Below are 24,304 nucleotides of genomic sequence, written 5' to 3'. Positions count from 1 at the left end.
TCCGGGCTGTCCGCCCCCGTCCTGCGGCGTGGTCAGAGGCGCGTCCGCCGGGGCGGCCGGAACCCCGCAGCCTCTGCATGGGCCTCGGACTCGAACCAGACATCTGCCGTGGTCTGCTCATAGTCGGGGTGCCCTTCCTCGTAGTAGACCATCGCGCGGGCGTCACCCTTGACCGCGTAGTCTGCAGGTCCCCTGCCGTCAGGGCCCGGCGAGGCGGAGCCGGCGCCGTAGGGCTGCTCCGCCGCGAGGTGGCCGATTGGTTCGGCGGCAGGTTCGGCGGCAAGTTCCGCGGCGGGCTCGTGGCCCGCAGGAGATGCCCTGTGCGTTCCGGGTTCGTTGCCCGGCGCCGCCTGCCCGAGCATGGTGGCTGAATCATGGCCCGCGGGGCCGGCCGGCAGATCGCTCGTCAGCTCGTCCGCCGCCGCAGTCTCGGCTCCCGGAAGCGTGGGGGCATGCGGGTCTGTGTACTCCGAGTGGTGGACGTAGTGGGTGCCTTCGGTTGTTTCCGGGGCTAACTCCGGTGACGCAGCCGGTTCGGCAGGCACCGATTCAGTCCGCGGTGAGGCTGCGGAGCCGGCGGCTGCAGCGGCAGCGGCAGCACCGCCGGCAGCGCCTCCACTCAGGCCGGTCGCCGCCGGGTGGGCCGAGCCGCCGGTTTCTGACCACTGCGTTTCCCACTCATCCTCGGCCTGGCGGCCTGTGGCTCCCGGCCCGGCGGCGGCAGCCTCGGGGGCGATTGGCCCGCTCTGCCTGGAAGACTCTTGGCCGGTTGCTGAATCTTCAGCCTCGCGGTGTTCCTCGGCGACCGGCATATCTGCCTCAGCCGCGGAGGCCCCGAACTCCGGGTTTTCTGCTGCCACAGAGTCCTTTGCAGTGCTGGCCTCGCGCCCTCCACCAACGTTTCTTTGGCCGGCGGACTCCGATGCCACGGCGGATGTCCCGGCGGACTGGTGGCCGGACGTATCGGACGGCACCAGGTCCTCCTCGGCCGTGGTGGGCGGCGTGGGTTCCGCAGGGGCGCCAAAACCTGCGGCACCGGGAAGGCCGGCGGTGCCGGCAGCTTCCGCTGAGGCCGCAGCGCTTCCGCCGGACAGGGCGCCCTCTGCCCGCCGGGCCGGCATGCCGCCCTGAGCCGCGCCGCCCTGAGCCGTGCCGCCCTTATCCGAAGAGTTGCTTCGGTTCAGCAGCCACCACACAATGCCGACAATCAGCACAATCACAATGATCCAGAAGACAATATCCACAGCTGGGCCTTTCAGTCCGGATGGCATGGTTGCCGTTTCTTGACGGTACGTCGGTGCGAACAGGACTGTCTAGGTCGCTGCGAGGAGAGGACGCCGGTTCAGCGACGGTCCACGTCCCCCGGCCGTTCCCCGCCGCCTCCCGCCGGGAACGCGGAGGCATGCGCGCGTCTCAATATCTGAGACTACTGTCCACAATATGGTCGAAATATTCATGGAATCGGCCCAAAACGGGGGATTTTGGTCTTCCGCATTGGCGCGGGAGTCATAGACTTTGAGCCATGAGCGCCGACGCCCCAGCAAAAACTGAGAACAAGCCCGACATCAAACCTCGCAGCCGGGTGGTCACCGACGGCATCCACGCTGCCCCGGCGCGTGGCATGTTCCGTGCCGTAGGCATGGGCGATGACGATTTCGCGAAGCCCCAGATCGGCGTTGCCAGTTCATGGAACGAGATCACCCCCTGCAACCTCTCCCTTAACCGCCTCGCGCAGGGCGCCAAGGAAGGCGTCCATGCCGGCGGCGGGTTCCCCATGCAGTTCGGCACCATCTCCGTCTCCGACGGCATCTCCATGGGCCACGAAGGCATGCATTTCTCCCTGGTCTCACGCGAAGTCATCGCCGACTCCGTTGAGACCGTCATGCAGGCAGAGCGGATCGACGGCTCGGTCCTGCTGGCCGGCTGCGACAAGTCCCTGCCCGGCATGCTGATGGCGGCCGCCCGCCTGGACCTGGCCAGCGTCTTCCTCTACGCCGGCTCCATCATGCCCGGCTGGGTCAAGCTCGAGGACGGCTCCGAAAAGGAAGTCACCCTCATTGATGCCTTCGAAGCAGTGGGCGCGTGCGCCGCTGGCAAGATGAGCATGGAGGACCTCACCCGCATCGAAAAGGCCATCTGCCCGGGTGAAGGCGCCTGCGGCGGCATGTACACGGCCAACACCATGGCCTGCATCGGTGAGGCCCTCGGCATGTCCCTGCCCGGCTCCGCCGCTCCGCCCTCGGCAGACCGCCGTCGTGATGAATTTGCACGAAAGTCCGGCGAGGCGGTTGTTAACCTGCTCCGCCTGGGCATCACGGCCCGTGACATCCTGACCAAGGAGGCGTTCGAGAACGCCATTGCCGTCACCATGGCCTTTGGCGGCTCCACCAACGCGGTCCTGCACCTGCTCGCGATTGCCCGTGAGGCCGAGGTTGAGCTGACCCTTGAGGACTTCAACCGCATCGGCGACAAGATCCCCCACCTGGGCGACCTGAAGCCGTTCGGCCGCTACGTGATGACCGACGTCGACAAGATCGGCGGCGTGCCCGTCATCATGCGCGCACTGCTCGACGCCGGGCTCCTGCACGGCGACTGCCTCACCGTCACCGGCAAGACCGTGGCCGAAAACCTGGCAGCCATTAACCCGCCGGACCTCGACGGCAAGATCCTGCGCGCCATGGACAACCCGATCCACAAGACCGGCGGCATCACCATCCTGCACGGTTCCATGGCGCCCGAAGGCGCCGTGGTCAAGAGCGCCGGCTTCGACGCCGACGTTTTCGAAGGCACCGCCCGCGTGTTCGAACGTGAGCAGGGCGCGCTGGACGCGTTGGACAACGGCAAGATCCAGGCCGGCGACGTCGTCGTCATCCGCTACGAAGGCCCCAAGGGCGGTCCGGGCATGCGCGAAATGCTCGCCATTACCGGCGCCATCAAGGGCGCCGGGCTGGGCAAGGACGTCCTGCTGCTGACCGACGGCCGCTTCTCCGGCGGCACCACCGGCCTCTGCATCGGGCACGTCGCGCCGGAAGCAGCCGACGGCGGCCCCATCGCCTTTGTCAAGGACGGTGACCGCATCCGCGTGGACATCGCAGCACGGTCGTTCGACCTCCTGGTGGACGAGGCGGAACTCGAGGCCCGCAGGGTGGGCTGGGAGCCGCTCCCGGCCCGGTACACCAAGGGTGTGCTCGCCAAGTACGCCAAGCTCGTGCACAGCGCCTCCACCGGCGCCTACTGCGGCTAGCACCTTCCGCTGGCCCGCCCCTGGCTGCGGGGTGGACCCAACTAGGTAGCAGCAAGTGTCGTTTTGGGCCCTCAAAACGACACTTGCTGCTACCTAGTTGGGGGACGTGGCCAATTGGTGGACAATGAAGTCCATATGGTGAGATGTGTACCACCCCCGTTGACATGCATCTCACTCAGAGGGAAAACTGACTGCATGATCGCAACCGTTACCGTCGGCGCCGGTTTGGGTGTATCCGTCGTCCTTACCAAGCGCGTGGCAGCATAGCCCGACTGGTAACGTACCGTCACGCGCAACCCCTCGAAGAGCCACCAGGCTGAGGGGTTTTTTTATTTTCCGCAGTTCCGAGAAAAACAATGATCCACAAGGAAGAGTCCGATGAGCAAAGGATCGCCGATCAGCCCCTCGCTGATGGCTACCAAGTCCGCTGGAGCCCCCAAGGCTCCGGAACGTGCCGACAAAACGGCTGACCACGCCGCCGTCGTCACCGACCTTGCTGCTGTCTCTCCTGTCCTTGGGCCGAACAACGTTGTACCCCCAACGGTGATGACCGGCTCAGAAGCTATTGTCCGTTCGCTCGAAGAACTCGGCGTGGACGATATTTTTGGTTTGCCCGGTGGCGCGATCCTGCCTACCTATGACCCCTTGATGGCCTCCAGTATGAATCACGTTCTGGTCCGTCACGAACAGGGAGCCGGCCACGCCGCGGAAGGCTACGCCATGGTCACCGGGCGGGTGGGGGTTTGCATTGCCACCTCCGGCCCCGGTGCCACCAACCTCGTTACCGCCATCATGGATGCCCACATGGACTCCGTGCCGCTGGTGGCCATCACCGGCCAGGTGTCCAGCGGTGTGATCGGCACCGACGCCTTCCAGGAAGCCGACATTGTTGGCATCACCATGCCGATCACGAAGCACTCGTTCCTGGTGACCGACCCCAACGACATCCCGCACGTCATGGCCGAAGCCTTCCACCTGGCCTCCACGGGACGTCCCGGTCCGGTGCTGGTGGACGTGGCCAAGGATGCCCAGCAGGGCCAGATGACATTCTCCTGGCCGCCGAAGATTGACCTCCCGGGCTACCGGCCGGTCATCCGCGGGCACAACAAGCAGGTCCGCGAAGCGGCCAAGCTGATTGCTGCTGCCAGCAAGCCGGTCCTGTACGTGGGCGGCGGTGTGGTCAAGGCCCACGCGTCAGCAGAACTCCGCGCCCTGGCTGAACTGACGGGCGCTCCGGTTGTCACCACGCTGATGGCCCGCGGCGTCTTCCCGGACTCCCATCCGCAGCACGTGGGCATGCCGGGCATGCACGGCGCGGTGTCCGCCGTGACAGCCCTGCAGCAGTCGGACCTCCTCATCACCCTCGGGGCACGGTTTGATGACCGCGTAACCGGTGTGCTGAAGACGTTCGCGCCCCATGCCAAGGTGATCCACGCCGACATCGATCCCGCGGAGATCTCGAAGAACCGCGCGGCCGACGTTCCGATTGTGGGTTCGGTCAAGGAAATCATCCCCGAACTCACCGAAGCCCTCCGTTCCCAGTTCGAAGCGGCAGGAACCCCTGACCTCACCACCTGGTGGGCTTTCCTGAACAACCTCAAGGAAACGTACCCGCTGGGCTGGACCGAACCGGATGACGGACTCACGGCCCCCCAGCGCGTCATCGAACGCATCGGCGCGCTGACCGGCCCGGAAGGGATTTACGTCGCCGGTGTGGGCCAGCACCAGATGTGGGCGGCCCAGTTCATCAAGTACGAGCGCCCGCACGCCTGGCTGAACTCCGGCGGCGCAGGCACTATGGGTTACGCCGTACCGGCTGCCATGGGCGCCAAGGTGGGGGAGCCGGACCGGGTGGTCTGGGCGATCGACGGCGACGGCTGCTTCCAGATGACCAACCAGGAACTGGCCACCTGTGCCATCAACAAGATCCCCATCAAGGTTGCCATCATCAACAACTCCTCACTGGGCATGGTCCGTCAGTGGCAGACGCTCTTCTATGAGGGCCGCTACTCGAACACGGACCTCAACACCGGCCATGAGACGGCCCGGATCCCGGACTTCGTCAAGCTGGCGGACGCCTACGGCTGCGCCTCATTCCGCTGTGAACGGGACGAGGATATCGATGCAACCATTCAGAAGGCACTGGAAATCAATGACCGTCCCGTGGTCATCGACTTTGTGGTGAGCCCCGATTCGATGGTGTGGCCGATGGTCCCCTCCGGAGTGAGTAACGACCAGATCCAGGTTGCCCGCAATATGACCCCGGAATGGGAAGAGGAGGACTGAGCATGACCCGCCATACACTGTCTGTTCTGGTTGAAGACAAGCCCGGTGTCCTGACGCGCGTCGCGAGCCTGTTCGCCCGCCGCGCCTTTAACATCAACTCCCTGGCCGTGGGCCCGACGGAAGTTCAGGGCATGTCCCGGATGACCGTCGTCGTCGACGCCGATGGTGACCTGATTGAACAGGTCACCAAGCAGCTCAATAAACTGGTCAACGTGATCAAGATCGTTGAGCTCACCCCCGAATCTTCCGTACAGCGTGACCACATCCTGGTCAAGGTACGTGCGGATGCCGCAACTCGTCTGCAGGTGACCCAGGCTGCAGACCTGTTCCGTGCTTCAGTGGTTGACGTCTCCACCGACTCCGTGGTCATTGAAGCAACAGGCCACCCCGAAAAACTCACGGCGCTGCTTTCAGTGCTTGAGCCTTTCGGCATCCGCGAAATTGTGCAGTCCGGCACCCTGGCCGTTGGACGGGGATCCCGCTCCATGAGTGACAGGGCCTTGCGCAGCGCATAGCAATGGCAAGCAGGTGGAGCCCGCTCCGCCTGCCGCGCAAAGCCCGTGCATTACCGCACCACAGACTATTTACACCAGAGAAACCACTCAAAAGGAGTTACGCAAGTGACTGAAATGTTTTACGACGACGACGCCGACCTGTCCATCATCCAGGGCCGCAAAGTCGCCATCGTCGGCTATGGCTCACAGGGCCACGCCCACGCGCTGAACCTGCGCGACTCGGGCGTTGAGGTTGTCATCGCCCTCAAGGAAGGCTCCTCCTCGATCGCGAAGGCACAGGATGCTGGCTTCACGGTCAAGACCGTGGCCGACGCCGCCGAGTGGGCCGACGTCATCATGATCCTGGCTCCGGACCAGCACCAGCGTGCCATCTTCAACGACTCCATCAAGGACAAGCTGACCCCCGGCAAGGCCCTGGCCTTCGCCCACGGCTTCAACATCCGCTTCGGTTACATCAAGGCCCCTGAAGGCGTTGACGTCATCCTGATCGCACCGAAGGCGCCCGGACACACTGTCCGCCGCGAATTCGAAGCCGGCCGCGGCATCCCGGACATCATCGCCGTCGAGCAGGACGCCACCGGTTCCGCTTGGGACCTGGCCAAGTCCTACGCCAAGGCCATCGGCGGAACCCGCGCCGGTGTCATCAAGACCACCTTCACCGAAGAGACCGAAACCGACCTCTTCGGCGAGCAGTCCGTCCTCTGCGGCGGCGTGTCCCAGCTGGTCCAGTACGGCTTCGAAACGCTGACCGAAGCCGGCTACCAGCCGCAGATCGCCTACTTCGAGGTGCTTCACGAGCTCAAGCTCATCGTCGACCTCATGTGGGAAGGCGGCATCGCCAAGCAGCGCTGGAGCGTTTCCGACACGGCCGAGTACGGCGACTACGTCTCCGGCCCGCGCGTCATCACCCCCGAGGTGAAGGAGAACATGAAGGCTGTCCTCGCGGACATCCAGAGCGGTGCTTTCGCCAAGCGGTTCATCGAGGACCAGGACAACGGCGGCGTCGAGTTCAAGGCACTGCGCGCCAAGGCTGAGCAGCACCCCATCGAGGAAGTCGGCCGCGAGCTGCGCTCCCTCTTCGCCTGGCAGCAGCAGGACGCTGACTACGTAGAAGGCTCGGCAGCCCGCTAAGGCTGCTCTGCCGGCACCCCGCAGGGTTGCCATCGTGAGGCCGGGTCCACTTAACAATGTGGGCCCGGCCTTTCCGTCCGCCTAGACTTGTTCCATCCCAAGGACTGCAACGCAGAGGATCACCCGTGTCAAAACCCGTAGTACTGCTCGCCGAAGAACTATCGCCCGCCACCGTCGAGGCCCTGGGCCCGGACTTCGAGATCCGCCAGACAGACGGCTCGGACCGCTCCCAGCTGCTTTCCGCCATCGTGGATGTGGACGCGATCCTGGTCCGTTCCGCTACCCAGGTGGATGCCGAAGCCATTGCCGCGGCCAAGAACCTCAAGGTCATTGCCCGCGCAGGCGTAGGCCTGGACAACGTGGACATCAAAGCCGCCACCCAGGCCGGCGTGATGGTGGTCAACGCGCCCACCTCGAACATTGTTTCCGCCGCCGAACTGACCGTGGGCCACATCCTGAGCCTTGCCCGCCACATTCCGCAGGCCAGCGCCGCCCTCAAGGAGGGCGAGTGGAAGCGGTCCAAGTACACCGGCATTGAGCTGTACGAGAAGAAAATCGGCATCATTGGCCTCGGCCGGATCGGTGCCCTCGTGGCGGCCCGGCTGAAGGGCTTTGACACCAAGATCCTCGCCTACGATCCCTACATCACTTCCGCCCGTGCCGCCCAGCTGGGCGTGCAGCTGGTCACCCTGGATGAGCTCCTGGCACAGTCGGACTTCATCACCATCCACATGCCCAAAACACCCGAAACGGTGGGCATGCTGGGGGCTGAGGCGTTCAAGAAGATGAAGAAGACCGCCTACGTCATCAACGTCGCCCGCGGCGGACTGGTGGACGAGGAAGCGCTTCACGCTGCCCTGAAGGACGGCGAGATCGCGGGCGCCGGCGTCGACGTTTTCGTCAAGGAACCCAGCACCGACCTGCCGTTCTTCGAAATGGACAACGTGGTGGTCACGCCCCACCTGGGTGCCTCCACCGACGAAGCCCAGGAGAAGGCCGGCGTCTCGGTGGCCAAGTCCGTGCGCCTGGCCCTGGCCGGTGAACTGGTGCCCGACGCCGTGAACGTCGCCGGCGGCGTCATCGCCCCGGACGTCCGGCCCGGCATCCCGCTGATCGAAAAGCTCGGCCGGATCTTCACCGCCCTGACCCACGCCTCACTGACCCAGTTCGACGTGGAGGTTGCGGGCGAAATCTCCTCCCTCGACGTCAAGGTCCTGGAACTTGCCGCACTGAAGGGCATCTTCGCGGATGTCGTGACCGAGCAGGTGTCGTACGTCAACGCGCCCGTCATCGCCGAGCAGCGGGGCATCAATGTCCGGCTGATCACCACCCCGGACACGGAGTCCTACCGCAACGTCCTGACCCTTCGCGGAGCCCTCAGCGACGGCACCCAGATTTCGGTCGCAGGTACGCTGACCGGTCCGAAGCAGGTCCAGAAGCTCGTTGGGATCAACGGCTACGACATCGAGATCCCCATCAGTGAGCACCTCGTGGTGGTCTCCTACTCCGACCGCCCCGGCGTGATCGGAACCATCGGCCACATCCTGGGCATGAACAACATCAACATCGCCGGCATGCAGGTGGCCCGGCAGGACGAAGGCGGCCAGGTTCTCGCCCTGCTGACCATCGACTCGTCCGTCCCGCAGCAGGTGCTGGATGCCATCAAGGCCGGCATCGGCGCCGAAATGGTCCGCGAAGTCGATCTCGAAGACTAAGAGCATCACGAAGGTGAACAACGCGTGACCGGAGCTTAGCCCGGCCACGTATGATTGGCCGGTCTGCTTACAATGGCTAGGTCCTCTTTCAGGACAGCGCCGGCAGACCGGCCAATACTTTTTGCACACCCGGCAGAAAATCCATGATGTCCGCCGCCCGCGGACCGTGGTGTGCGCACGCAATCCAGGTTTCAGGGAGCCCAATGAACGCCGTCCAGAGGTTCATCAGAAGCAAAGTGCTGCTGCTGACCGCGGCCATCTTGATCGCAGCCATGTGCTTGTCGGTCCTCGTCCAAGGCCAGTCGCAGGCCGCGTTGAAGAGGACGGTGGATGAAAACTCCCGCGGACTCTACGACGTTCTCGTGCAGGCCAAAGCCGGGTCATCCTCACTGATGCAGCCGGAGATCGCCAACGGCGGCGGAGGCGTCAGCTTCGACCAGCTGGCGCAGATCCGCAAGCTCACCGGGACGTCAGTGGCCGCGCCGATCAGCCTGGTCTCACGCGTCACCCAAAACCTGGAAGCTCCCCGGCTCGATGCCATGGACTTCCTCGGCTACAACGCCGGACTGGCCGGCACGGCCACCGCAGACCAGGCGGCCGGCGCCACCGATCCGGCCAAATGGCCCGCAGCTGAATCCGTGCTGGGCGACACCCCCAAGAAGTACCGGCTCACGGCCAGCGCGGTGAGCTCCGACGGCGTCTCCGAACAGGTCCTGTTCAAGTCCTCGGCCGAAGGCTCACTGGGCAAGGCAAAGCTCGTCGAAGAGAAAACCGTCGGCGGCACCAGCGTCCGTATCGCACCCCCCGCGGGCGAGACGGGCATCAAGTTCGCCGCCCCTGCCGGCGGTTCCGAACACAACCTCTTTAACCTGTCGGTGTCGCTGCCGCTCTCACCTGAGGTGACCGAGTCCGTCGTCGCCGTCGACCCCGTCGCGGAACGCGCACTGCTGGGCTCCGCCGGCGACTTCCTGGCACCCCTGGAGAAGGCCCCGCCCGCTGACGCCCGCAACGCCGGAGCGATCGGCCGGCACTTCGAAAGCCTCTTCACCAACGGCATCAGCATGAAAGAGCTCGAAGAAGGCCCCGACTTCCTGGGCGTCAAGCTCAAGTACTGGGCGCCGCTCATGACCCAATACCAGCAGGCCAAGCGCACCGGGCAGCTCACCGCCGATTCCCAGGGCATCCCGCTGATTGTGCGCTCCGGAACCTCCCTTGACCTGAAGTACAACGTCAAGATCGAGGAGATCGACGCTGCCGGCAAGGTAGTCAAGGACGTGGGCACCGCAACACGTTCGCTGGACAAGGATTACCTGCCGTTCGTTTCCAAGGACCCGTTCGCCCTGTCCTGGCCCGGCTCCACCGACCATTCATCGCTGCTGGGCGCCCAGGGCAACTTCAACCAGGGCCTCTACACCCCGGCCACGTGGAGTACCGATTTTGCCGCCGCGCCGAAATACACCGATGGCGAGAAGGCTGCCAACGGGGCCGTCGGCAAAACCGCCACGCCGGGGGACTGGGTCACGGTGAACCGCCTGCCGGAGAAGAGCGCCAGCGGTGCGCCGGTGGACCAGACCCAGCGTGAACCCGTGGACGAACGCTCCTACCGGGAGAACCTTGCCACCGGTCAGAAACTCGCGGCTCCGCTGGCCATGGTTTACGGGACGTTCGACCCCGCCGCTGTTGCGGCCGCCGCCGGTGACGTCAACAGGCTGCCCCTGGGCGGCTACGATCCGACCCCCCTTACCCTCACCAAGGACGCCAGCGGAAAGGCTGTGGCTGCGGCTGACCTCAAGCCTTCGCTGAGCGCCACCGGCCTCGCCAGCCAGTCCGCCGGTGCCATCACGGACTACTACGGCCTCGCTGCCGCCCGCGGCTACAAGGACAACGCCGCCGTGATCGACGCCGTCCGCGTGCGGGCCAAGGCTCCCGGCAGCTGGAAAGAAGCCCAGCCCGAGGTGGAAAAGCTCGCCGGTGAAATCCGCGACATGGGCCTGGACGCCACCGTGGTGGCCGGCTCGGCCCGCGAGGACGCCAGCATCTTTGTGCCCGGCTACTCCAAGGACGACGCCGGCAAGGAGTCCGCGCTGGGCACCGTCAAGCAGTCCTGGGTCCGGCAGAACGCCGCGGACGCCGTCTCCGGCTCACTGACCGGCACCAACGTCACCCTGCTGTTCCTGACCCTTTGCGGTGCAGCGCTCCTGACGGGTGCCTCCACGGTCAGCTACATCCGGAAACGCAAACGCGAGGCAGGGACCCTGCGCGCCATGGGTTGGACCCAGCGACGGATCCGCACCTGGGTCCTGGAGGAATTCGGCGTCGGCGCGGCACTGCTCGCTCTCGCCGGCATCGTCCTGAGCCTGCTGAGCTGGAGCCTGACCACGGCAGTGGTGTCCGCGGCCGTCCTGGCCCTCTACGCGGCCGCCGCCTTCTTCGCGGCACAGCAGCTGCGCCACCGCGACGAGGTGGACCAGGAACCGCAGCACGACGAGCGGCTGATCCCGGTGGATTCCCCGCTGACCTTCGCCAACCGCCAACTGAGCACCAACAAGTTCAACACCCTGTCCCTTGCGGTGGCCGTCGGCGTGTTTGGCGCCGCGGTGGGTGGCCTGGTGGCCCTGCTGATCGACATTCCCCGCGCCGCCGGGGCGAGTGCCCTCAGCGGCCTGGCTGCCGCCAGCGTGGCGCTGCCCAGCATGCTGCTGGCCCTTGCCGGTGTTGCGGTGGGCCTGATCCTGACCCTGGTGACCGGAAGGTTTGAGCTCAACGCCAAACGCCAGTACCTGGGGATCCTCGAGGCCATGGGCTGGAACCCGGACATGCTTCGGCAGGTCCGCCTCTTCGAAAACGCGCTGGTGGGAACCGTGGCCCTGCCGCTGGGTGTCCTCGGCGCACTGGGCATCGGGCTCCTTCTTGCCCCGTATGCCGCGCTGTGGGCCGGTGTCGCCGGGCTTGTGGCTGTACTTTGCTGGATACCGATTGCAACGAAAGTGGTCCAATGACAAACGAGACGAATGTTCACCGGAGCCGGAGGTCCGGCGCTGCTGACACGCCCCTGCAGACCCGTGCCAACACCATCGTCAAGGCCGCGGACCACGAGACCCCGCTCCAACTGAGCGATATCACCATCCGCTATGGCGGCGGTAAGGGCGGTGCGGAAGCCGTCAGCGTCGTGGAGGGCTTCGACCTCACCCTGCACGCCGGTGAGATGCACTGTGTGGCCGGCCGAAGCGGCTCGGGCAAGACCAGCATCCTGACCGTTGGTGCCGGACTGACACTGCCGACGTCGGGACGCGTCTTCTGGGAAGGCGATTCGCTCGAAAGCATGGGCGACGACGAAATCGCGGACCGCCGTCGGGCCCTCATCGGTTACGTGGACCAGGGTGGCGCCCTGATTGACGGCATGAGCGCGCTCGAAAACGTCCTGCTGCCCGCAGTGCCCGACGGCGAGGTGGACCAGCGCCGCGACATGGCCAAGGACCTCCTGGACCTGGTTGGCCTCGGCCGCCGGATGCGTCACCGGCCGGCGCAGCTGTCCGGCGGTGAACGCCAGCGCGTGGCCATTGCACGGGCCCTCATCCTGGGCACCCGCGTGCTGGTGGTGGATGAGCCCACCGCCAGCCTCGACAGGGCGTCCGCCAACCGCATCATCAGCATCCTCAAGGACACCACCTCGGACGGCATCGCGGTCCTGGTCGCTTCGCACGACCACGAACTGGTCCGCCTGAGCGATACGCTGACTGAACTCATCTAGCCTGCCCCTCCGCACCGAAAGTACTGTCCGCACGTGACTGCTTCAGAGAAATCCCCGTTCTACATCACCACGGCCATCACGTACCCGAACGGCGTGCCCCACATCGGGCACGCCTACGAGTACATTGCCACCGACGCCATGGCACGCTTCAAGCGGCTGGACGGGCATGAGGTGATGTTCCTGACGGGTACCGACGAACACGGCATGAAGATTGCGCAGGCGGCCGAGAAGGAAGGCATCACGCCCAAGGAACTCGTGGACCGCAACGCAGAGGTATACAAAGCTGCGCACGCCGCCCTGGGCATCACGTACAGCCGCTTCATCCGGACCACGGACGCCGACCACTACGCGGCATCGCAGGCCATCTGGAAGAAGATGGAAGCCAACGGGGACATCTACCTGTCCAAGTACGAGGGCTGGTATTCGGTGCGGGACGAAGCGTTCTACGTGGAAGATGACACCGTGGTGAAGGACGACGGCGTGCGCTACTCGAAGGAGACGGACACCGAAGTTACGTGGACGGCTGAGGAGAGCTACTTCTTCCGGCTATCCGCCTACCAGGACAAACTTCTTGCCCTCTACGAGGCCCGGCCTGAATTCGGCGCGCCGCAGTCCCGCTTCAACGAAGTCATCAGTTTCGTCCGCCGCGGTCTCGAAGACCTCTCCATCAGCCGCACCACCTTTGACTGGGGCGTCCCGGTGCCCGGCAACGACAAGCACGTGATGTACGTCTGGGTCGATGCACTCACCAACTACCTGACCGGCGTCGGCTACCCCGATGTGGAGTCGGAGTCGTTCCGCAAGTTCTGGCCGGCGGACGTGCACATCATTGGCAAGGACATTTCCCGGTTCCATGCCATCTACTGGCCCGCGTTCCTGATGAGCGCAGGGATCGAGCTGCCCAAGCGGGTCATGATCCATGGCTTCCTCCACAACAACGGCGTGAAGATGTCCAAGTCCCTGGGCAATGTGGTGGCCCCCGCGGACTTTGTGGCCCAGTACGGCCTGGACCAGGTGCGCTTCTTCTTCCTCCGCGAGGTCCCGTTCGGTGCCGACGGCAGCTACAACCACGAGGCCATTGTGGGACGGATGAACTCGGACCTGGCCAACAACTTCGGCAACCTCGCGCAGCGTTCGCTGTCCATGGTGGCGAAGAACTGCGAGGGCAAGGTGCCGGTGCCGGGAGCGTTCTCCGCTGAAGACAGCGCGATCCTCGCGCAGGCCAACGGACTTCTCGAAACCGCCAGGGCAGCCTTCGAAAAGCAGGAGTTCAGCCGCGCTTTGGAGGCCATCTGGGCCGTCCTGGGGGACACGAACGCCTACTTCGCGGAGCAGGCCCCCTGGGTGCTGCGGAAGACCGACGTCGGCCGCATGAACACCGTCCTGTACGTCACCCTGGAAGTGCTGCGGATTGTGTCCATCCTGGCGCAGCCGGTGATGCCGAACGCCATGGATGCGCTGCTGAACACCCTCGGCCAGCCTGAGGGTGAAGCGCGCCAGTTCGCGGCACTGTCCACGCCGATCGCCGCGGGAACGGCCCTGCCCGCGCCTTCGCCGGTGTTCCCTAAATATGAGGAACCCGCCGAAGCGTAGTCCGTTTCCGGGCCCTCCGGACTGCTGCCCGACCTGAGTAGTGTTTGCGCCAAAGCAGTAGGCAGGGCCCCGGAATGCGGGTAACGAGTACTGGAGACACCCCCAAAGCCGCTGCATAGCCTTGTCGAGTTAGCAAACTGATGATTCGCATCTGGGAGAACCGTCGCTCTGGTGCAATCTGTTTGCCTTTTTCACCCCCGCATCGGAGCGCCGTTTTTCCCTCCGTCTGATCAGTTTGGACCAGACAATGTATGGAGACGGAAATGAAACGGATCCTTGCCGCCTTAGGTGTCACCGGACTCGCATTACTCGGTGCCACCGCTCCGGCTGTAGCAACTGACAACGCAAACACTGACCACAAGATCACTATCTGCCATGCAACCGGTTCGGACAGCAATCCCTACGTTGCCGTGACGATCGATCTGCATGCGCTCGAAACCCACATGAACCAGCACGGCGGTGACATCATTCCGGCCAATGACGGAAAGGTGCTTCCGGGAGGCCGGAATATGGACAAGGCCGGCATCCTCAAGGCCGGCTGCAAGGTCCCCGCAGACCACGGAAACGGCAACGGCAACGGGGACAACGACCACAATTACAAGGTCACGATCTGCCACGCCACCGGGTCGGAAAGCAATCCGTATGTGAAGATCACGGTCGCGTTAGAGGCCTTGAAGGGCCACTACCAGCATGGTGACGACATCATTCCGGCAGGTAGCAAATGGAAGGGCATGAACTGGGACGAGGAAGGACAGGACACCTACGGAAACGGCTGCGTTCCGTGCACGTGTCAGGAGGAAAAGCCGCCTGTAGTGACTCCGGAGAAGCCGCCGGTCGTGACTCCGGAGAAGCCCCCGGTTGTTACCCCGGAGACGCCGCCGGTTGTTACCCCCGTGGTGCCGCCGGTAGTCACCCCGCAGGTTCCCACCGGCGCCGTTGCGCCGCCCGCTCCTGTGGTGAGGGCCAACAACGCCGGCTTTAACGTCCAGACAGCGGTCGCACCCTCCGGCCCGGTTCTTGCCCCCTGGATGGCTGGCGTGATTGTGATGCTGCTCGCCGCGGGGGGAGTGGCTGCACGCAAGGTGCTGCTGACCGGTGGCGTCTCCCGGGACCGTTAGGTTGGCTTCCCGTATCTGATGCCCGCAAGGGCATTCGTTAACACCGTGGCAGGCGCCGTGGCCGAGAGGGCACGGCGCCTGCCGCCAGTCAGGCAGATTCCACCGACGTTCGAGGGAACCATGGACAGCGACCGTCAGCCGCTCCCGGAAGATCCGACAGGCTCCACTGGTCCGGCGGACATGAGTGGTCCGCCACAGCGCGGCCGCCACGCCCGGCCCAGAATTTTCACCGCCCGAAGCATCCTCTTCGTGATCCTCTGCGGGTTCCTCGCTTACGCCGTCGTTGCGTTCCTTACCCCGGCGGGCGGCCCGGTAACTGCGCCGGAGACCGTGACCCGGCCGGCCGCGACCGCGCCTCCGTCGCTGGCCGCCCCCACCCCCGCACCCACCCCCACACCGGCCGCCAGCCCGGCACCGGCAGCTCCTGCCGGTCCCGCCGCCTCACCGCCCCAGCGGCTGGTCTACGCTGCCGCGAACATCGATGTGGTGATCCACCCGCTGGAACCAAGCGGCCAGGACCAGGCCAACCAGACCATCGTGCCGCCGCCCACAATGGACGGTTACTGGCTCACTCCGTATGGAGTGCCCGGCGAGGGCTCAGCGAATACCACCTACGTGGCAGGGCACAGCTGGGTGGACCGGGACGCACCCTTCAACCACCTGAGTGCCAAAGCTGCCGTGGGTGACCAATTCACCGTGACCACGGCCACCGGCGAGCTGGCCTACCGCGTGGATTCTGTCGCCACGTACAGCAAGTCCGGACTTAAGGACAGCCCCATCTGGCAGGTTCAGCCCAACCGGATGGTGCTGATTTCCTGCTACACGGAGGATCCCTGGGGCACCAACGTCGTCGTCGTAGCCTCGCCGGATCCGAATGTGCCGCCCCGCTGACGCCCGCTCCACAGGCTCCATCTCAGTAAGTGAGACTGATTGTCCGGCATGCGGATTGACTTAATATTCTTGGAGTATGAGCGCATCGATTAATCTCGCAGTAATTCCCGGTGACGGCATTGGCCCCGAGGTCATCGCTGAGGCGCTGAAGGTCCTCGAGAAGGCCTTAGCCGCCGAGGGTGTGGACCTCCAGCAGACCCACTACAAGCTCGGTGCCGAGCACTGGCTGGCCACCGGCGAGACCCTCCCGGATGAGGTCCTCGCCGACCTGCGTACCCGGGATGCCATCCTCTTCGGCGCGGTGGGCGCAGCCCCCGGCGATACCAGGATTCCGTCGGGCATTATCGAGCGCGAGATGCTCCTGAAGCTCCGTTTCAGCCTGGACCACTACGTCAACCTGCGTCCCTCACGCCTGTACGGAACGGTGGGCAGCCCCCTCGCCAACCCGGGCGTCATCGATTTCATCGTGGTCCGCGAAGGCACCGAAGGGCCTTACGTTGGCAACGGCGGCACCCTGCGCGCGGGCACGCCGCACGAGGTCGCCACCGAAGTTTCCCTGAACACGGCACACGGCGTGGAGCGCGTGGTCCGCGACGCGTTCCGCCGCGCCGGCGCCCGGGAACGCAAGCACGTCACCCTGGTGCACAAACACAATGTGCTGGTCTACGCGGGCCACCTGTGGAAGCGCACCGTCGAAGCTGTGGCGCAGGAATTCCCGGAGGTCACCCATGACTATCTGCACGTCGATGCGGCCACCATCTTCATGGTCACCGACCCGTCCCGCTTTGACGTCATCGTTACGGACAACCTCTTCGGCGACATCCTGACCGACCTGGCCGCAGCCATCACCGGCGGCATCGGGCTGGCTGCCTCGGGCAACATCAACATGGACCGCACCGCCCCGTCCATGTTCGAACCGGTCCATGGGTCAGCGCCGGACATCGCCGGCCAGCAGAAGGCCGATCCCACCGCGGCCATCCTGTCGGCGGCGCTCCTGCTGGACCACCTTGGCTACGCCGCGGCGGCGCGGAAGATTGAAGCGGCCGTGATCGCCGACGTCGAAAATCGCGACGGCGGCGCACGCAGCACCAGCGCCGTGGGTGACGCCATCGCCGCAGCGCTTTAGGCAGGGAATTCCGCCTGCCTTCGTCGCAGGCAGGGCCAAAGCTCCGGGACGCGCCCGTCCCCTTCGCCAGCGCTACCCTAGATTCGGCGTAAAATCAACAATTCCCTCTATCGTGGACCCGAGAATGAACGGTCTGCAGCATCGGCTGGCACGCAAGGGGCCCAGATGGACCAGACGAGTCCGACGGAATTGCGACCTCACCGTTCTAAGACTCTTCTCTGGACCTTCTCCGGTCTCTTCTTCTGATGGCAACGCCTGACCGATCAAGCGTGAGCGGCGAATGGGCTAGCCTTATCCGACACGACAACAGGGGGAAAATTGAGATCAGTACTGGCCGTAAACGTACACAACGCGGGCCTCGGGAACCGTATCAGGTTCACACTGAGTGCGGAACTGCTAGCTCGTCACTCCGGCAGGAAGTTTGAGTACGTTTGGCAGGTTAGCGAGGCATTCAACGGCGCCATGACCGACCTGTGGGAGTACCCCGAAAGCTGCGTTGACTTGCAACGTTCCAAAGAAATTTGGCCCACCGTACCCCGAGGGGATGAGAAGACCGACTATTTCCGCGAAAAAATAGACGAAGATGTGTGGCACATCCACTCAGCACAGGAGCTGCCGCTTCCGGACGGTTCGCCGAAATGGGAAGACAGATTCCGGCAACTCGTACCCATCCCGGAAATCGCCTCCCGGATTGAAGCGTGGAAACGGAAAGTTCCGGATTCTTACGTTGGGGTTCAGATCAGAGCGCACCCAGGGCTGACTCATGCGAAAACATTGGAAGCATCGCCCGTTGAGTGGTACATACGCCGGATGCGGGAAGTTCAGGAACGGTCCCCGGGTCAGGCGTTCTTCGTTTCCTGCGATGTGGCTGAGGTGCAGGATAGTGTTATTGCAGCAGTGCCCAATTGTTTTGCGCTGTCAGATAAGGGAGCGTATAACAGTCGGGACGCGCTCCAGTCTTCGGTCGTTGACTTGTACCTACTCGCGGGAGCGCAAGGTCTGTTGGGTCCGTATTGGTCTTCCTTCGTTGACATGGCATGGGAGCTCGCGGATCGTCGTATCCCTCTGGAGACGAGCAGGCGGTTATTGCCCGGGTCGATATCGGACGAGTCGCAAAGCGGTTTTGGAGTGGGGTAAACTCCAAATCTTGGACAGCTAATCGAGCAGTTTGTGCCAGGCGCTTTATTTCTCGGTGACGAGGTGTTCGTGTTCCTCCGGCGTAGGTTAGCCCAACGAGGGTGGGGCCGCCGACGTTCCTGGATGTCATGCCGATGGGTTGCCTCCTCTGGAGCAACACCCCCCTTGTGGTTGCGGGCCATTGTCGCTAGCCAACCCGTCGTCGAGGGAACCGGGCCGCATTGGTTGGCGTAGGCGCAGTTCAGTCTGCGCTTTGGAGTTGTCGGTCTGCTGTAGGCAGGCACCGGGGGTGCTGCCAACGGGCGTAAGCTTGTTTCGAATCACCAAATGCTGCCCCTGCGGTTCAGTGCAGAACCACGTTCACGGGCGGCCGATCGTGGAGGAACCATGACTCAGACTGCCCATGGCGTCGAATTTAGCCAGCAGCTTTCGGCAACCCCGAAGTCTGCTGAAGAGCGTGCAGCCATCCTGGCGAACCCGGGATTCGGCAACTACTTCACCGACCACACCGCCGTGGTGGATTACTCGGTTGATGAAGAAGGCGCCGGAGGCTGGCACAACCCGCGCATTGAGGCGTACGGCCCCATTTCCCTGGATCCGTCGGCAGCGGTGCTTCACTACGGCCAGGAGATTTTCGAGGGCCTGAAGGCCTACCGCCACGCCGATGGTTCCGTCTGGACGTTCCGGCCCGAGGCCAACGCGGCACGCCTGAACAAATCAGCCCGCCGGCTGGCGCTCCCGGAACTCCCCGTTGAGTATTTCCTGGGCGCCATCCGCGAACTAGTTGCTGTTGACAAGGACTGGGTTCCGGCCGGGGACGGCGAGGCGCTCTACCTGCGCCCGTTCATGATTGCCACCGAGGCGTTCCTTGGCGTGCGGGCCGCCCGGGAGGTTTCCTTCCGCGTCATCGCCTCGCCCGCAGGCAACTACTTCGGCGGCGAACTCAAGCCGGTGTCCATCTGGATCTCCCGCGAATACGCCCGTGCAGGCCGCGGCGGTACCGGTGCTGCGAAGTGCGGCGGCAACTACGCCGCGTCCCTGATCGCCCAGCAGGAAGCGGAAGCCAACGGCTGCAAGCAGGTGCTGTTCCTGGACCACTTCAATGACGACGCCGTGGAAGAGCTCGGCGGCATGAACGTGTTCTTCGTCATGAAGGACGGCTCCCTGGCCACGCCCGCCCTCACCGGAACCATCCTCGAGGGTGTCACCCGCTCCTCGGTGATTCAGGTGGCCAAGGACATGGGCCGCGAAGTCAGCGAACGCAAGATCACCCTGTCCGAGTGGCGCGACGGCGTGGCATCCGGCGAGATCGCCGAGGTCTTCGCGTGCGGCACCGCCGCCGTGATTACTCCCATCGGAGTCCTGAAGGATGCCACGGAGTTCATCGGCTCGGAGGACGCCAAGGCGGGGGAGACCACCATGGCCATCCGTGAGCAGCTCCTCGGTATCCAGACCGGAACTGTGCCGGACCGGCATGGCTGGCTGACGCGCCTCGCCTAAGCGGGCCTCAGTCGGAAACAACGACGGCGGTTGGCTGGCACTGTGGAAAGTTTCACACAGTGCCAGCCAACCGCCGTCGCCCGTTAACGGGCCCGATGTCAGGTATCCGCGCCTCAGCGGCGGGCAGCCTTCCGGGCAGCGTTCTTGAGGGCCTTGCGGGAGACGGGCTTCAGGGCCTTGCGCGCGGCTTCCTCGGTGAGTGCCCGGTTCCGCCGGGCGTCAATGATGTCGTTCCACAGCGTGGTGGCAAAAACGCCGCCGTCCTGGGCGTAGACGTCGTAGGGGTAGCCGGCGAAGACCGGGGGTGTGATGCTGCCGTTGGGCAGATCCATCCCGTTTTCCTGCGCGACGGCGTCGGCCACGGCCCAGGTCCGGGTCAGATGGAGCGTGAGGTTCTCCTCCACGAACGTGTTGGCGTCGCTGGCCGCGGCGGCGCGCTCCAGGAGCATGGCCAGATCGCCGGCAAGGAACGCGGTGGCCCATTTTTCCACCGGCGCCGAACCTGACCGGAAATCCGCCGTGACCACGTCCACGGCCTGGTTCCAATCCGTGGTGTCGCGGAACTTCTTCCACGTGGGGAACCAGACAATACTGCCGGTGGCGTGGTTATGAATGTGCTGGAGCCCGCTGTTCTTCTCCGTTGCGGCATGGTCATGGCCGGCGGCGTCTGCCTCGGCGAGGAGGTCTGCAAGGGTGGTGGGGGTGGCGCTCATGGAGAGTGGTACCGGCTTCCTGCTGGAGTTCGTGTGGTCGTCACTGGTGGTCAACCCCGCGCGTGCCGTGTTCTATTCCGGCAACGCCGCACTGGCAGCGCAGCTGTCCAGCCGGATGTCCGTGCAGCCGGCGGATGCAAGGATAGAAGAGTGACTTCAGCTTCCAGCCCCGTCCTGCAGCGCAGCTCGGCCTTTTCGCAGTTCATCCTGGCGCCCAACCCCGGACCGATGAGCCTGGACGGCACCAATTCCTACGTGATCTCGGCGCCCGATGCCGGGGCTTCGGTGGTGGTGGACCCGGGGCCAGCGGACGAAGGGCACCTCAGGCGGCTGGCGGCTGTGGGCGGCGTTGAACTGATCCTGGTAACGCACCGCCACGCAGACCACACTGCGGGGTCCGTGCGGCTGCGGGAACTCACCGGCGCCCCGGTGCGGGCTGCGGATCCCCGGTACTGCCACGGCGGCGAGCCTCTGCGGGACGGTGAGATCATCGAGGCGGCCGGGATTTCCCTTCAGGTGGTGGCCACGCCGGGGCACACCTCGGATTCGGTGTGCTTCCACCTGCCCGGCGACGGGCCACACGGCACGGTGCTGACTGGCGATACCATCCTGGGCCGGGGGACCACCGTGCTGGATTACCCGGACGGCGCACTGGGCGATTACCTTACGTCCTTGGACCGGCTGGAAGCCCTCGGCGGGGCTGCTGTCCTGCCGGCGCACGGGCCGGTGCTCCCTTCCTTGGAGGCCGTCACCGGGGCCTACCGGGCACATCGGCTCGAACGGCTCGCGCAGATCCGCGCAGCCCTCACCGGACTTGGCCCGGACGCCAGCGTGCCGGCGGTGACGGACGCGGTGTACGCCGACGTCGATCCTTCCGTCAGGCGGGCCGCCGAGATGTCGGTGGCTGCCCAGCTGGATTACCTCCGTGGACGGTCCGGCGCCTGACCGGACGGCTGACCCGAGCAAAGGGCAACAGGTCAAGACTGTAGGCTGTTCACCATGCGTATTGCCCGGTTTGTAGTCGATTCTGATCCCCTCTATGGCGTTGTTGAAGGCGAGTCCGGCAGTGAGGAGATCACTGTCATCCACGGCGACCCGTTCTTCAACGGTGTCGAGCGCACCCACGTCAAGCACAAGCTTGAGGATGTGCGGCTCCTGGCCCCCATCATCCCCCGCAGCAAGGTCATCGGCGTGGGCCGCAACTTCGTGGAGCACGCCGCCGAGCTGGGCAACGAAGTCCCGGCCCAGCCGCTGCTGTTCCTGAAGCCCAACACCGCCGTCGTCGGACCCAACGATCCCATTGTGCTGCCGGAGTTCTCGGAGGAAGTTTCCTTCGAAGCCGAGCTGTGCGTGGTCATCGGCCGGATCTGCAAGGACGTCCCGGAGGAGCGCGTCGACGACGTCATCTTCGGCTACACCTGCGGCAACGACCTCACGGCGCGCGACGTGCAGAAGACGGACCTGCAGTGGGCCCGGGCCAAGGGTTTTGACACCTCGGCGCCGCTGGGCCCGTGGATCGAAACCGAACTGGACACCGAGGACCTGCAGATCCAGGGCCGCCTGAACGGCGAGCTGCGCCAGGACGGCAGCACCAGCCAGATGATCCGCGGCGTCCGGGAGCTCGTCTCCATCGTCTCGCGGGCCTTTACCCTGCTGCCCGGCGACGTCATCATGACCGGCACCCCGGCGGGCGTTGGACTTGTCCAGGCCGGCGACCGGTATGAGGTAGAGATCGAAGGCATCGGGCGCCTGTCCAACCCGGTGGTCCGCCGCTAAAACCAGGTCCCGGACGTATGCGAAGGGTCCCTTCCAGCCCCGCGGCGTGGGCTACCACGCGGCCGCGCCAGTCCAAGACGGGCGCTGTCCGGTCCTTTCTGCTCCTTGCTGCCGGTTCCATCGGAACCTTCTTGATGGCCGCGCGTGCCGTGCATTGGCTGGGCGTGCCCGTTTGGCTGGGGCTGGTGTTCGCAGGGGCAGGCATTGTGCTGGCGGGTTACTTCCTGACGCGGTTCATGCTGGCCAGCCGGGCCAGGAGACTGCGCGGCAAGCGGTAAAGTTGAAGCCACTATGACTACTGCTTCTGCGTCGACTGCTGCCTCCGTCCCGTCCGTCACTGCCGATACCCCGGTGCGCGTCCGGTTTTGCCCCTCGCCTACCGGGACTCCGCACGTGGGGCTGATCCGGACGGCATTGTTCAACTGGGCCCACGCCAAGCACACCAAGGGCACGTTTGTGTTCCGGATCGAGGATACGGACCCGGCACGTGACTCGGAGGAGAGCTACCAGCAGCTGTTGGAGGCCCTGAAGTGGCTGGGAATCTCCTGGGAAGAGGGCGTGGAGGTGGGCGGCCCGCATGAGCCGTACCGGCAGTCGCAGCGGCTGGACCTCTACAAGGACGTTGTCGCGAAGCTCCTTGAGGCCGGTTACGCCTACGAATGCTATTCCTCCCCGGAAGAAGTCGAAGCGCGCCACCGCGCCGCCGGCCGCGACCCCAAGCTCGGCTACGACAACTTCGACCGTGAACTCACCGAGGAGCAGTTGGCAGCGTTCAAGGCCGAGGGCCGCAAACCCGTGCTGCGCGTCCGCATGCCTGATGAGGACGTAGTGTTCACGGACCTGGTCCGCGGCGACATCACGTTCAAAGCCGGCAGCATCCCGGATTACGTCATTGTCCGGGCCGACGGGTCACCGCTGTATACGCTGGTCAACCCCGTGGACGATGCACTGATGGGGATCACCCATGTGCTGCGCGGTGAAGACCTGCTCTCCTCCACGCCCCGCCAGGTGGTGCTGATCCGGTACCTCATCGAAATCGGCGTCGCCAGCTACCTGCCGCTGTTCGGCCACCTCCCGTACGTCATGGGGGAGGGGAACAAGAAGCTCTCCAAGCGTGACCCGCAGTCCAACCTGTTCCTGCTGCGCGACCGGGGCTTCATCCCGGAGGGCCTGCTGAACTACCTCTCGCTGCTGGGCTGGAGCCTCTCCGCGGACGAGGACATCTTCACGGTGGATCAGCTGATCGAAAACTTTGATGTCAAGGATGTGCTGGCAAACCCGGCGCGTTTTGATATCAAAAAGGCGGAGGCCATCAACGGCACGCACATCCGCATGCTCAACCCGGAGGACTTCCGCGGCAGGCTTGTCCCGTACCTGCGCGCCGCCGGTTTTGTCGGGGAGCAGCTCACGGCACGCCAGGAGGAGATCCTCACGGAAGCCGCACCCCTGATCCAGGAACGCGTCACGCTGCTGGGTGAAGCACCTGAGATGCTGGGGTTCCTGTTCAAGGCCGATGATGCCATTGACGTCGCCGATGACGCCCGCAAGGGCCTGCCGGCCAACCTGACCGAGGTTCTGGACGCCGCCCTGGCGGCCCTCGAACCCGTAGCGGAGTGGACCCCGGAGAACATCCAGGGGGCCCTGAAGCAGGCGCTGGTGGAGGACCTGGGAATCAAGCCCCGGCTGGCGTTTGGGCCGGTGCGCACTGCCGTCTCCGGGCGCCGGATTTCACCGCCCCTGTTTGAGTCCATGGTGATCCTGGGCAAGGATTCGTCCCTGGCCCGGCTCCGCACGTTCCGCGGCTGACG

At 64.8% G+C, this 24,304-nt stretch carries 20 protein-coding genes; 17 read left to right on the top strand and 3 right to left on the bottom strand.

All coding sequences use genetic code 11. The annotated features are described in order from the left end of the window. Positions 1-32: 32 nt before the first annotated feature. On the bottom strand, positions 33-1,244 hold the full coding sequence (locus tag SBP01_RS11785; protein WP_320535905.1) for a hypothetical protein: 1,212 nt from the start codon (positions 1,242-1,244) through the stop codon (positions 33-35). A 278-nt stretch (positions 1,245-1,522) separates the two neighbouring features. On the opposite strand from SBP01_RS11785, the gene ilvD reads away from it, so the two are divergent. The 5 genes from ilvD to serA all read left to right on the top strand — a co-directional run bounded on the left by ilvD (position 1,523) and on the right by serA (position 8,891). Further along, positions 1,523-3,244, top strand: a complete 1,722-nt coding sequence (gene ilvD, locus SBP01_RS11780) for a dihydroxy-acid dehydratase (protein ID WP_320535904.1) — start codon at positions 1,523-1,525, stop codon at positions 3,242-3,244. Between the two features lie 378 nt (positions 3,245-3,622). Further along, on the top strand, positions 3,623-5,530 hold the full coding sequence (locus tag SBP01_RS11775; RefSeq protein WP_320535903.1) for an acetolactate synthase large subunit: 1,908 nt from the start codon (positions 3,623-3,625) through the stop codon (positions 5,528-5,530). Positions 5,531-5,532: 2 nt separating this feature from the next. Continuing rightward, entirely contained in the window at positions 5,533-6,045 is a 513-nt protein-coding gene (ilvN, locus tag SBP01_RS11770) for an acetolactate synthase small subunit (protein ID WP_275214432.1), read from the top strand. Between the two features lie 105 nt (positions 6,046-6,150). Beyond that, entirely contained in the window at positions 6,151-7,176 is a 1,026-nt protein-coding gene (ilvC, locus tag SBP01_RS11765; protein ID WP_320535902.1) for a ketol-acid reductoisomerase, read from the top strand. Between the two features lie 125 nt (positions 7,177-7,301). Continuing rightward, complete coding sequence (serA, locus tag SBP01_RS11760; protein WP_320535901.1) at positions 7,302-8,891, top strand: phosphoglycerate dehydrogenase; 1,590 nt, start codon at positions 7,302-7,304, stop codon at positions 8,889-8,891. 88 nt (positions 8,892-8,979) lie between these two features. Here serA and SBP01_RS11755 read toward each other — a convergent pair whose 3' ends face one another. Continuing rightward, positions 8,980-9,165: a hypothetical protein gene (locus SBP01_RS11755; protein ID WP_320538414.1), complete on the bottom strand. Its 186-nt coding sequence runs from the start codon at positions 9,163-9,165 to the stop codon at positions 8,980-8,982. On the opposite strand from SBP01_RS11755, the gene SBP01_RS11750 reads away from it, so the two are divergent. From SBP01_RS11750 to SBP01_RS11720, 7 genes are all read left to right on the top strand, one after another. Continuing rightward, a complete protein-coding gene (locus SBP01_RS11750) occupies positions 9,095-11,890 on the top strand; it encodes an ABC transporter permease (protein ID WP_320535900.1) in 2,796 nt (931 codons plus the stop codon). The two genes, SBP01_RS11755 and SBP01_RS11750, sit on opposite strands and share 71 nt — an antisense overlap. After that, positions 11,887-12,642 carry an ABC transporter ATP-binding protein gene (locus tag SBP01_RS11745; RefSeq protein ID WP_275214436.1) on the top strand — a complete coding sequence of 252 codons (756 nt, stop codon included), beginning with the start codon at positions 11,887-11,889 and terminating at the stop codon, positions 12,640-12,642. The genes SBP01_RS11750 and SBP01_RS11745 overlap by 4 nt, the downstream gene beginning before the upstream one ends. Positions 12,643-12,675: 33 nt before the next feature. Then, positions 12,676-14,235 carry a methionine--tRNA ligase gene (gene metG, locus SBP01_RS11740; RefSeq protein ID WP_320535899.1) on the top strand — a complete coding sequence of 520 codons (1,560 nt, stop codon included), beginning with the start codon at positions 12,676-12,678 and terminating at the stop codon, positions 14,233-14,235. Positions 14,236-14,498: 263 nt separating this feature from the next. After that, the gene (locus SBP01_RS11735) at positions 14,499-15,353 is read left to right on the top strand and encodes a hypothetical protein (protein WP_320535898.1); all 855 of its coding nucleotides are present in this window, start codon (positions 14,499-14,501) and stop codon (positions 15,351-15,353) included. A 120-nt stretch (positions 15,354-15,473) separates the two neighbouring features. After that, positions 15,474-16,244 carry a class F sortase gene (locus tag SBP01_RS11730; RefSeq protein WP_320535897.1) on the top strand — a complete coding sequence of 257 codons (771 nt, stop codon included), beginning with the start codon at positions 15,474-15,476 and terminating at the stop codon, positions 16,242-16,244. Positions 16,245-16,320: 76 nt separating this feature from the next. Further along, on the top strand, positions 16,321-17,370 hold the full coding sequence (locus SBP01_RS11725; RefSeq protein ID WP_320535896.1) for a 3-isopropylmalate dehydrogenase: 1,050 nt from the start codon (positions 16,321-16,323) through the stop codon (positions 17,368-17,370). Between the two features lie 1,524 nt (positions 17,371-18,894). Beyond that, positions 18,895-20,007, top strand: a complete 1,113-nt coding sequence (locus SBP01_RS11720; RefSeq protein ID WP_320535895.1) for a branched-chain amino acid aminotransferase — start codon at positions 18,895-18,897, stop codon at positions 20,005-20,007. A 113-nt stretch (positions 20,008-20,120) separates the two neighbouring features. Here SBP01_RS11720 and SBP01_RS11715 read toward each other — a convergent pair whose 3' ends face one another. Continuing rightward, a complete protein-coding gene (locus tag SBP01_RS11715) occupies positions 20,121-20,720 on the bottom strand; it encodes a hypothetical protein (RefSeq protein WP_320535894.1) in 600 nt (199 codons plus the stop codon). Between SBP01_RS11715 and SBP01_RS11710 the strand changes: the two genes are divergently transcribed. The 5 genes from SBP01_RS11710 (at position 20,719) to gltX (ending at position 24,302) form a co-directional block, all read left to right on the top strand. After that, on the top strand, positions 20,719-20,874 hold the full coding sequence (locus tag SBP01_RS11710; RefSeq protein WP_320535893.1) for a hypothetical protein: 156 nt from the start codon (positions 20,719-20,721) through the stop codon (positions 20,872-20,874). The two genes, SBP01_RS11715 and SBP01_RS11710, sit on opposite strands and share 2 nt — an antisense overlap. Further along, positions 20,871-21,665, top strand: coding sequence for an MBL fold metallo-hydrolase (locus tag SBP01_RS11705; protein ID WP_320535892.1), 795 nt, complete (start codon positions 20,871-20,873; stop codon positions 21,663-21,665). Before SBP01_RS11710 ends, SBP01_RS11705 begins: the two co-directional genes overlap by 4 nt. A gap of 54 nt (positions 21,666-21,719) precedes the next feature. Next, on the top strand, positions 21,720-22,496 hold the full coding sequence (locus SBP01_RS11700) for a fumarylacetoacetate hydrolase family protein (protein WP_320535891.1): 777 nt from the start codon (positions 21,720-21,722) through the stop codon (positions 22,494-22,496). 134 nt (positions 22,497-22,630) lie between these two features. Beyond that, on the top strand, positions 22,631-22,774 hold the full coding sequence (locus tag SBP01_RS11695; RefSeq protein WP_320535890.1) for a hypothetical protein: 144 nt from the start codon (positions 22,631-22,633) through the stop codon (positions 22,772-22,774). A 13-nt stretch (positions 22,775-22,787) separates the two neighbouring features. Next, positions 22,788-24,302 carry a glutamate--tRNA ligase gene (gltX, locus tag SBP01_RS11690; RefSeq protein WP_275214446.1) on the top strand — a complete coding sequence of 505 codons (1,515 nt, stop codon included), beginning with the start codon at positions 22,788-22,790 and terminating at the stop codon, positions 24,300-24,302. Positions 24,303-24,304 lie beyond the last annotated feature (2 nt).

The sequence above is a fragment of the Pseudarthrobacter sp. IC2-21 genome, from assembly GCF_034048115.1.
Taxonomy (GTDB): domain Bacteria; phylum Actinomycetota; class Actinomycetes; order Actinomycetales; family Micrococcaceae; genus Arthrobacter; species Arthrobacter naphthalenicus.
The sequence above is the reverse complement of the archived record's forward strand: the minus strand, read 5'-3'. Positions and strand labels throughout refer to the sequence as shown.

Excerpts from the sequence above, each read along its gene's own strand:
- ilvD (WP_320535904.1), top strand. The coding sequence starts at position 1,523 with ATGAGCGCCGACGCCCCAGCAAAAACTGAGAACAAGCCCGACATCAAA.
- SBP01_RS11775 (WP_320535903.1), top strand. The coding sequence starts at position 3,623 with ATGAGCAAAGGATCGCCGATCAGCCCCTCGCTGATGGCTACCAAGTCC.
- ilvN (WP_275214432.1), top strand. The coding sequence starts at position 5,533 with ATGACCCGCCATACACTGTCTGTTCTGGTTGAAGACAAGCCCGGTGTC.
- SBP01_RS11750 (WP_320535900.1), top strand. The coding sequence starts at position 9,095 with ATGAACGCCGTCCAGAGGTTCATCAGAAGCAAAGTGCTGCTGCTGACC.
- SBP01_RS11755 (WP_320538414.1), bottom strand. The coding sequence starts at position 9,165 with ATGGCTGCGATCAAGATGGCCGCGGTCAGCAGCAGCACTTTGCTTCTG.
- SBP01_RS11745 (WP_275214436.1), top strand. The coding sequence starts at position 11,887 with ATGACAAACGAGACGAATGTTCACCGGAGCCGGAGGTCCGGCGCTGCT.
- SBP01_RS11735 (WP_320535898.1), top strand. The coding sequence starts at position 14,499 with ATGAAACGGATCCTTGCCGCCTTAGGTGTCACCGGACTCGCATTACTC.
- SBP01_RS11730 (WP_320535897.1), top strand. The coding sequence starts at position 15,474 with ATGGACAGCGACCGTCAGCCGCTCCCGGAAGATCCGACAGGCTCCACT.
- SBP01_RS11725 (WP_320535896.1), top strand. The coding sequence starts at position 16,321 with ATGAGCGCATCGATTAATCTCGCAGTAATTCCCGGTGACGGCATTGGC.
- SBP01_RS11720 (WP_320535895.1), top strand. The coding sequence starts at position 18,895 with ATGACTCAGACTGCCCATGGCGTCGAATTTAGCCAGCAGCTTTCGGCA.
- SBP01_RS11710 (WP_320535893.1), top strand. The coding sequence starts at position 20,719 with ATGGAGAGTGGTACCGGCTTCCTGCTGGAGTTCGTGTGGTCGTCACTG.
- SBP01_RS11715 (WP_320535894.1), bottom strand. The coding sequence starts at position 20,720 with ATGAGCGCCACCCCCACCACCCTTGCAGACCTCCTCGCCGAGGCAGAC.
- SBP01_RS11700 (WP_320535891.1), top strand. The coding sequence starts at position 21,720 with ATGCGTATTGCCCGGTTTGTAGTCGATTCTGATCCCCTCTATGGCGTT.
- SBP01_RS11695 (WP_320535890.1), top strand. The coding sequence starts at position 22,631 with ATGGCCGCGCGTGCCGTGCATTGGCTGGGCGTGCCCGTTTGGCTGGGG.
- gltX (WP_275214446.1), top strand. The coding sequence starts at position 22,788 with ATGACTACTGCTTCTGCGTCGACTGCTGCCTCCGTCCCGTCCGTCACT.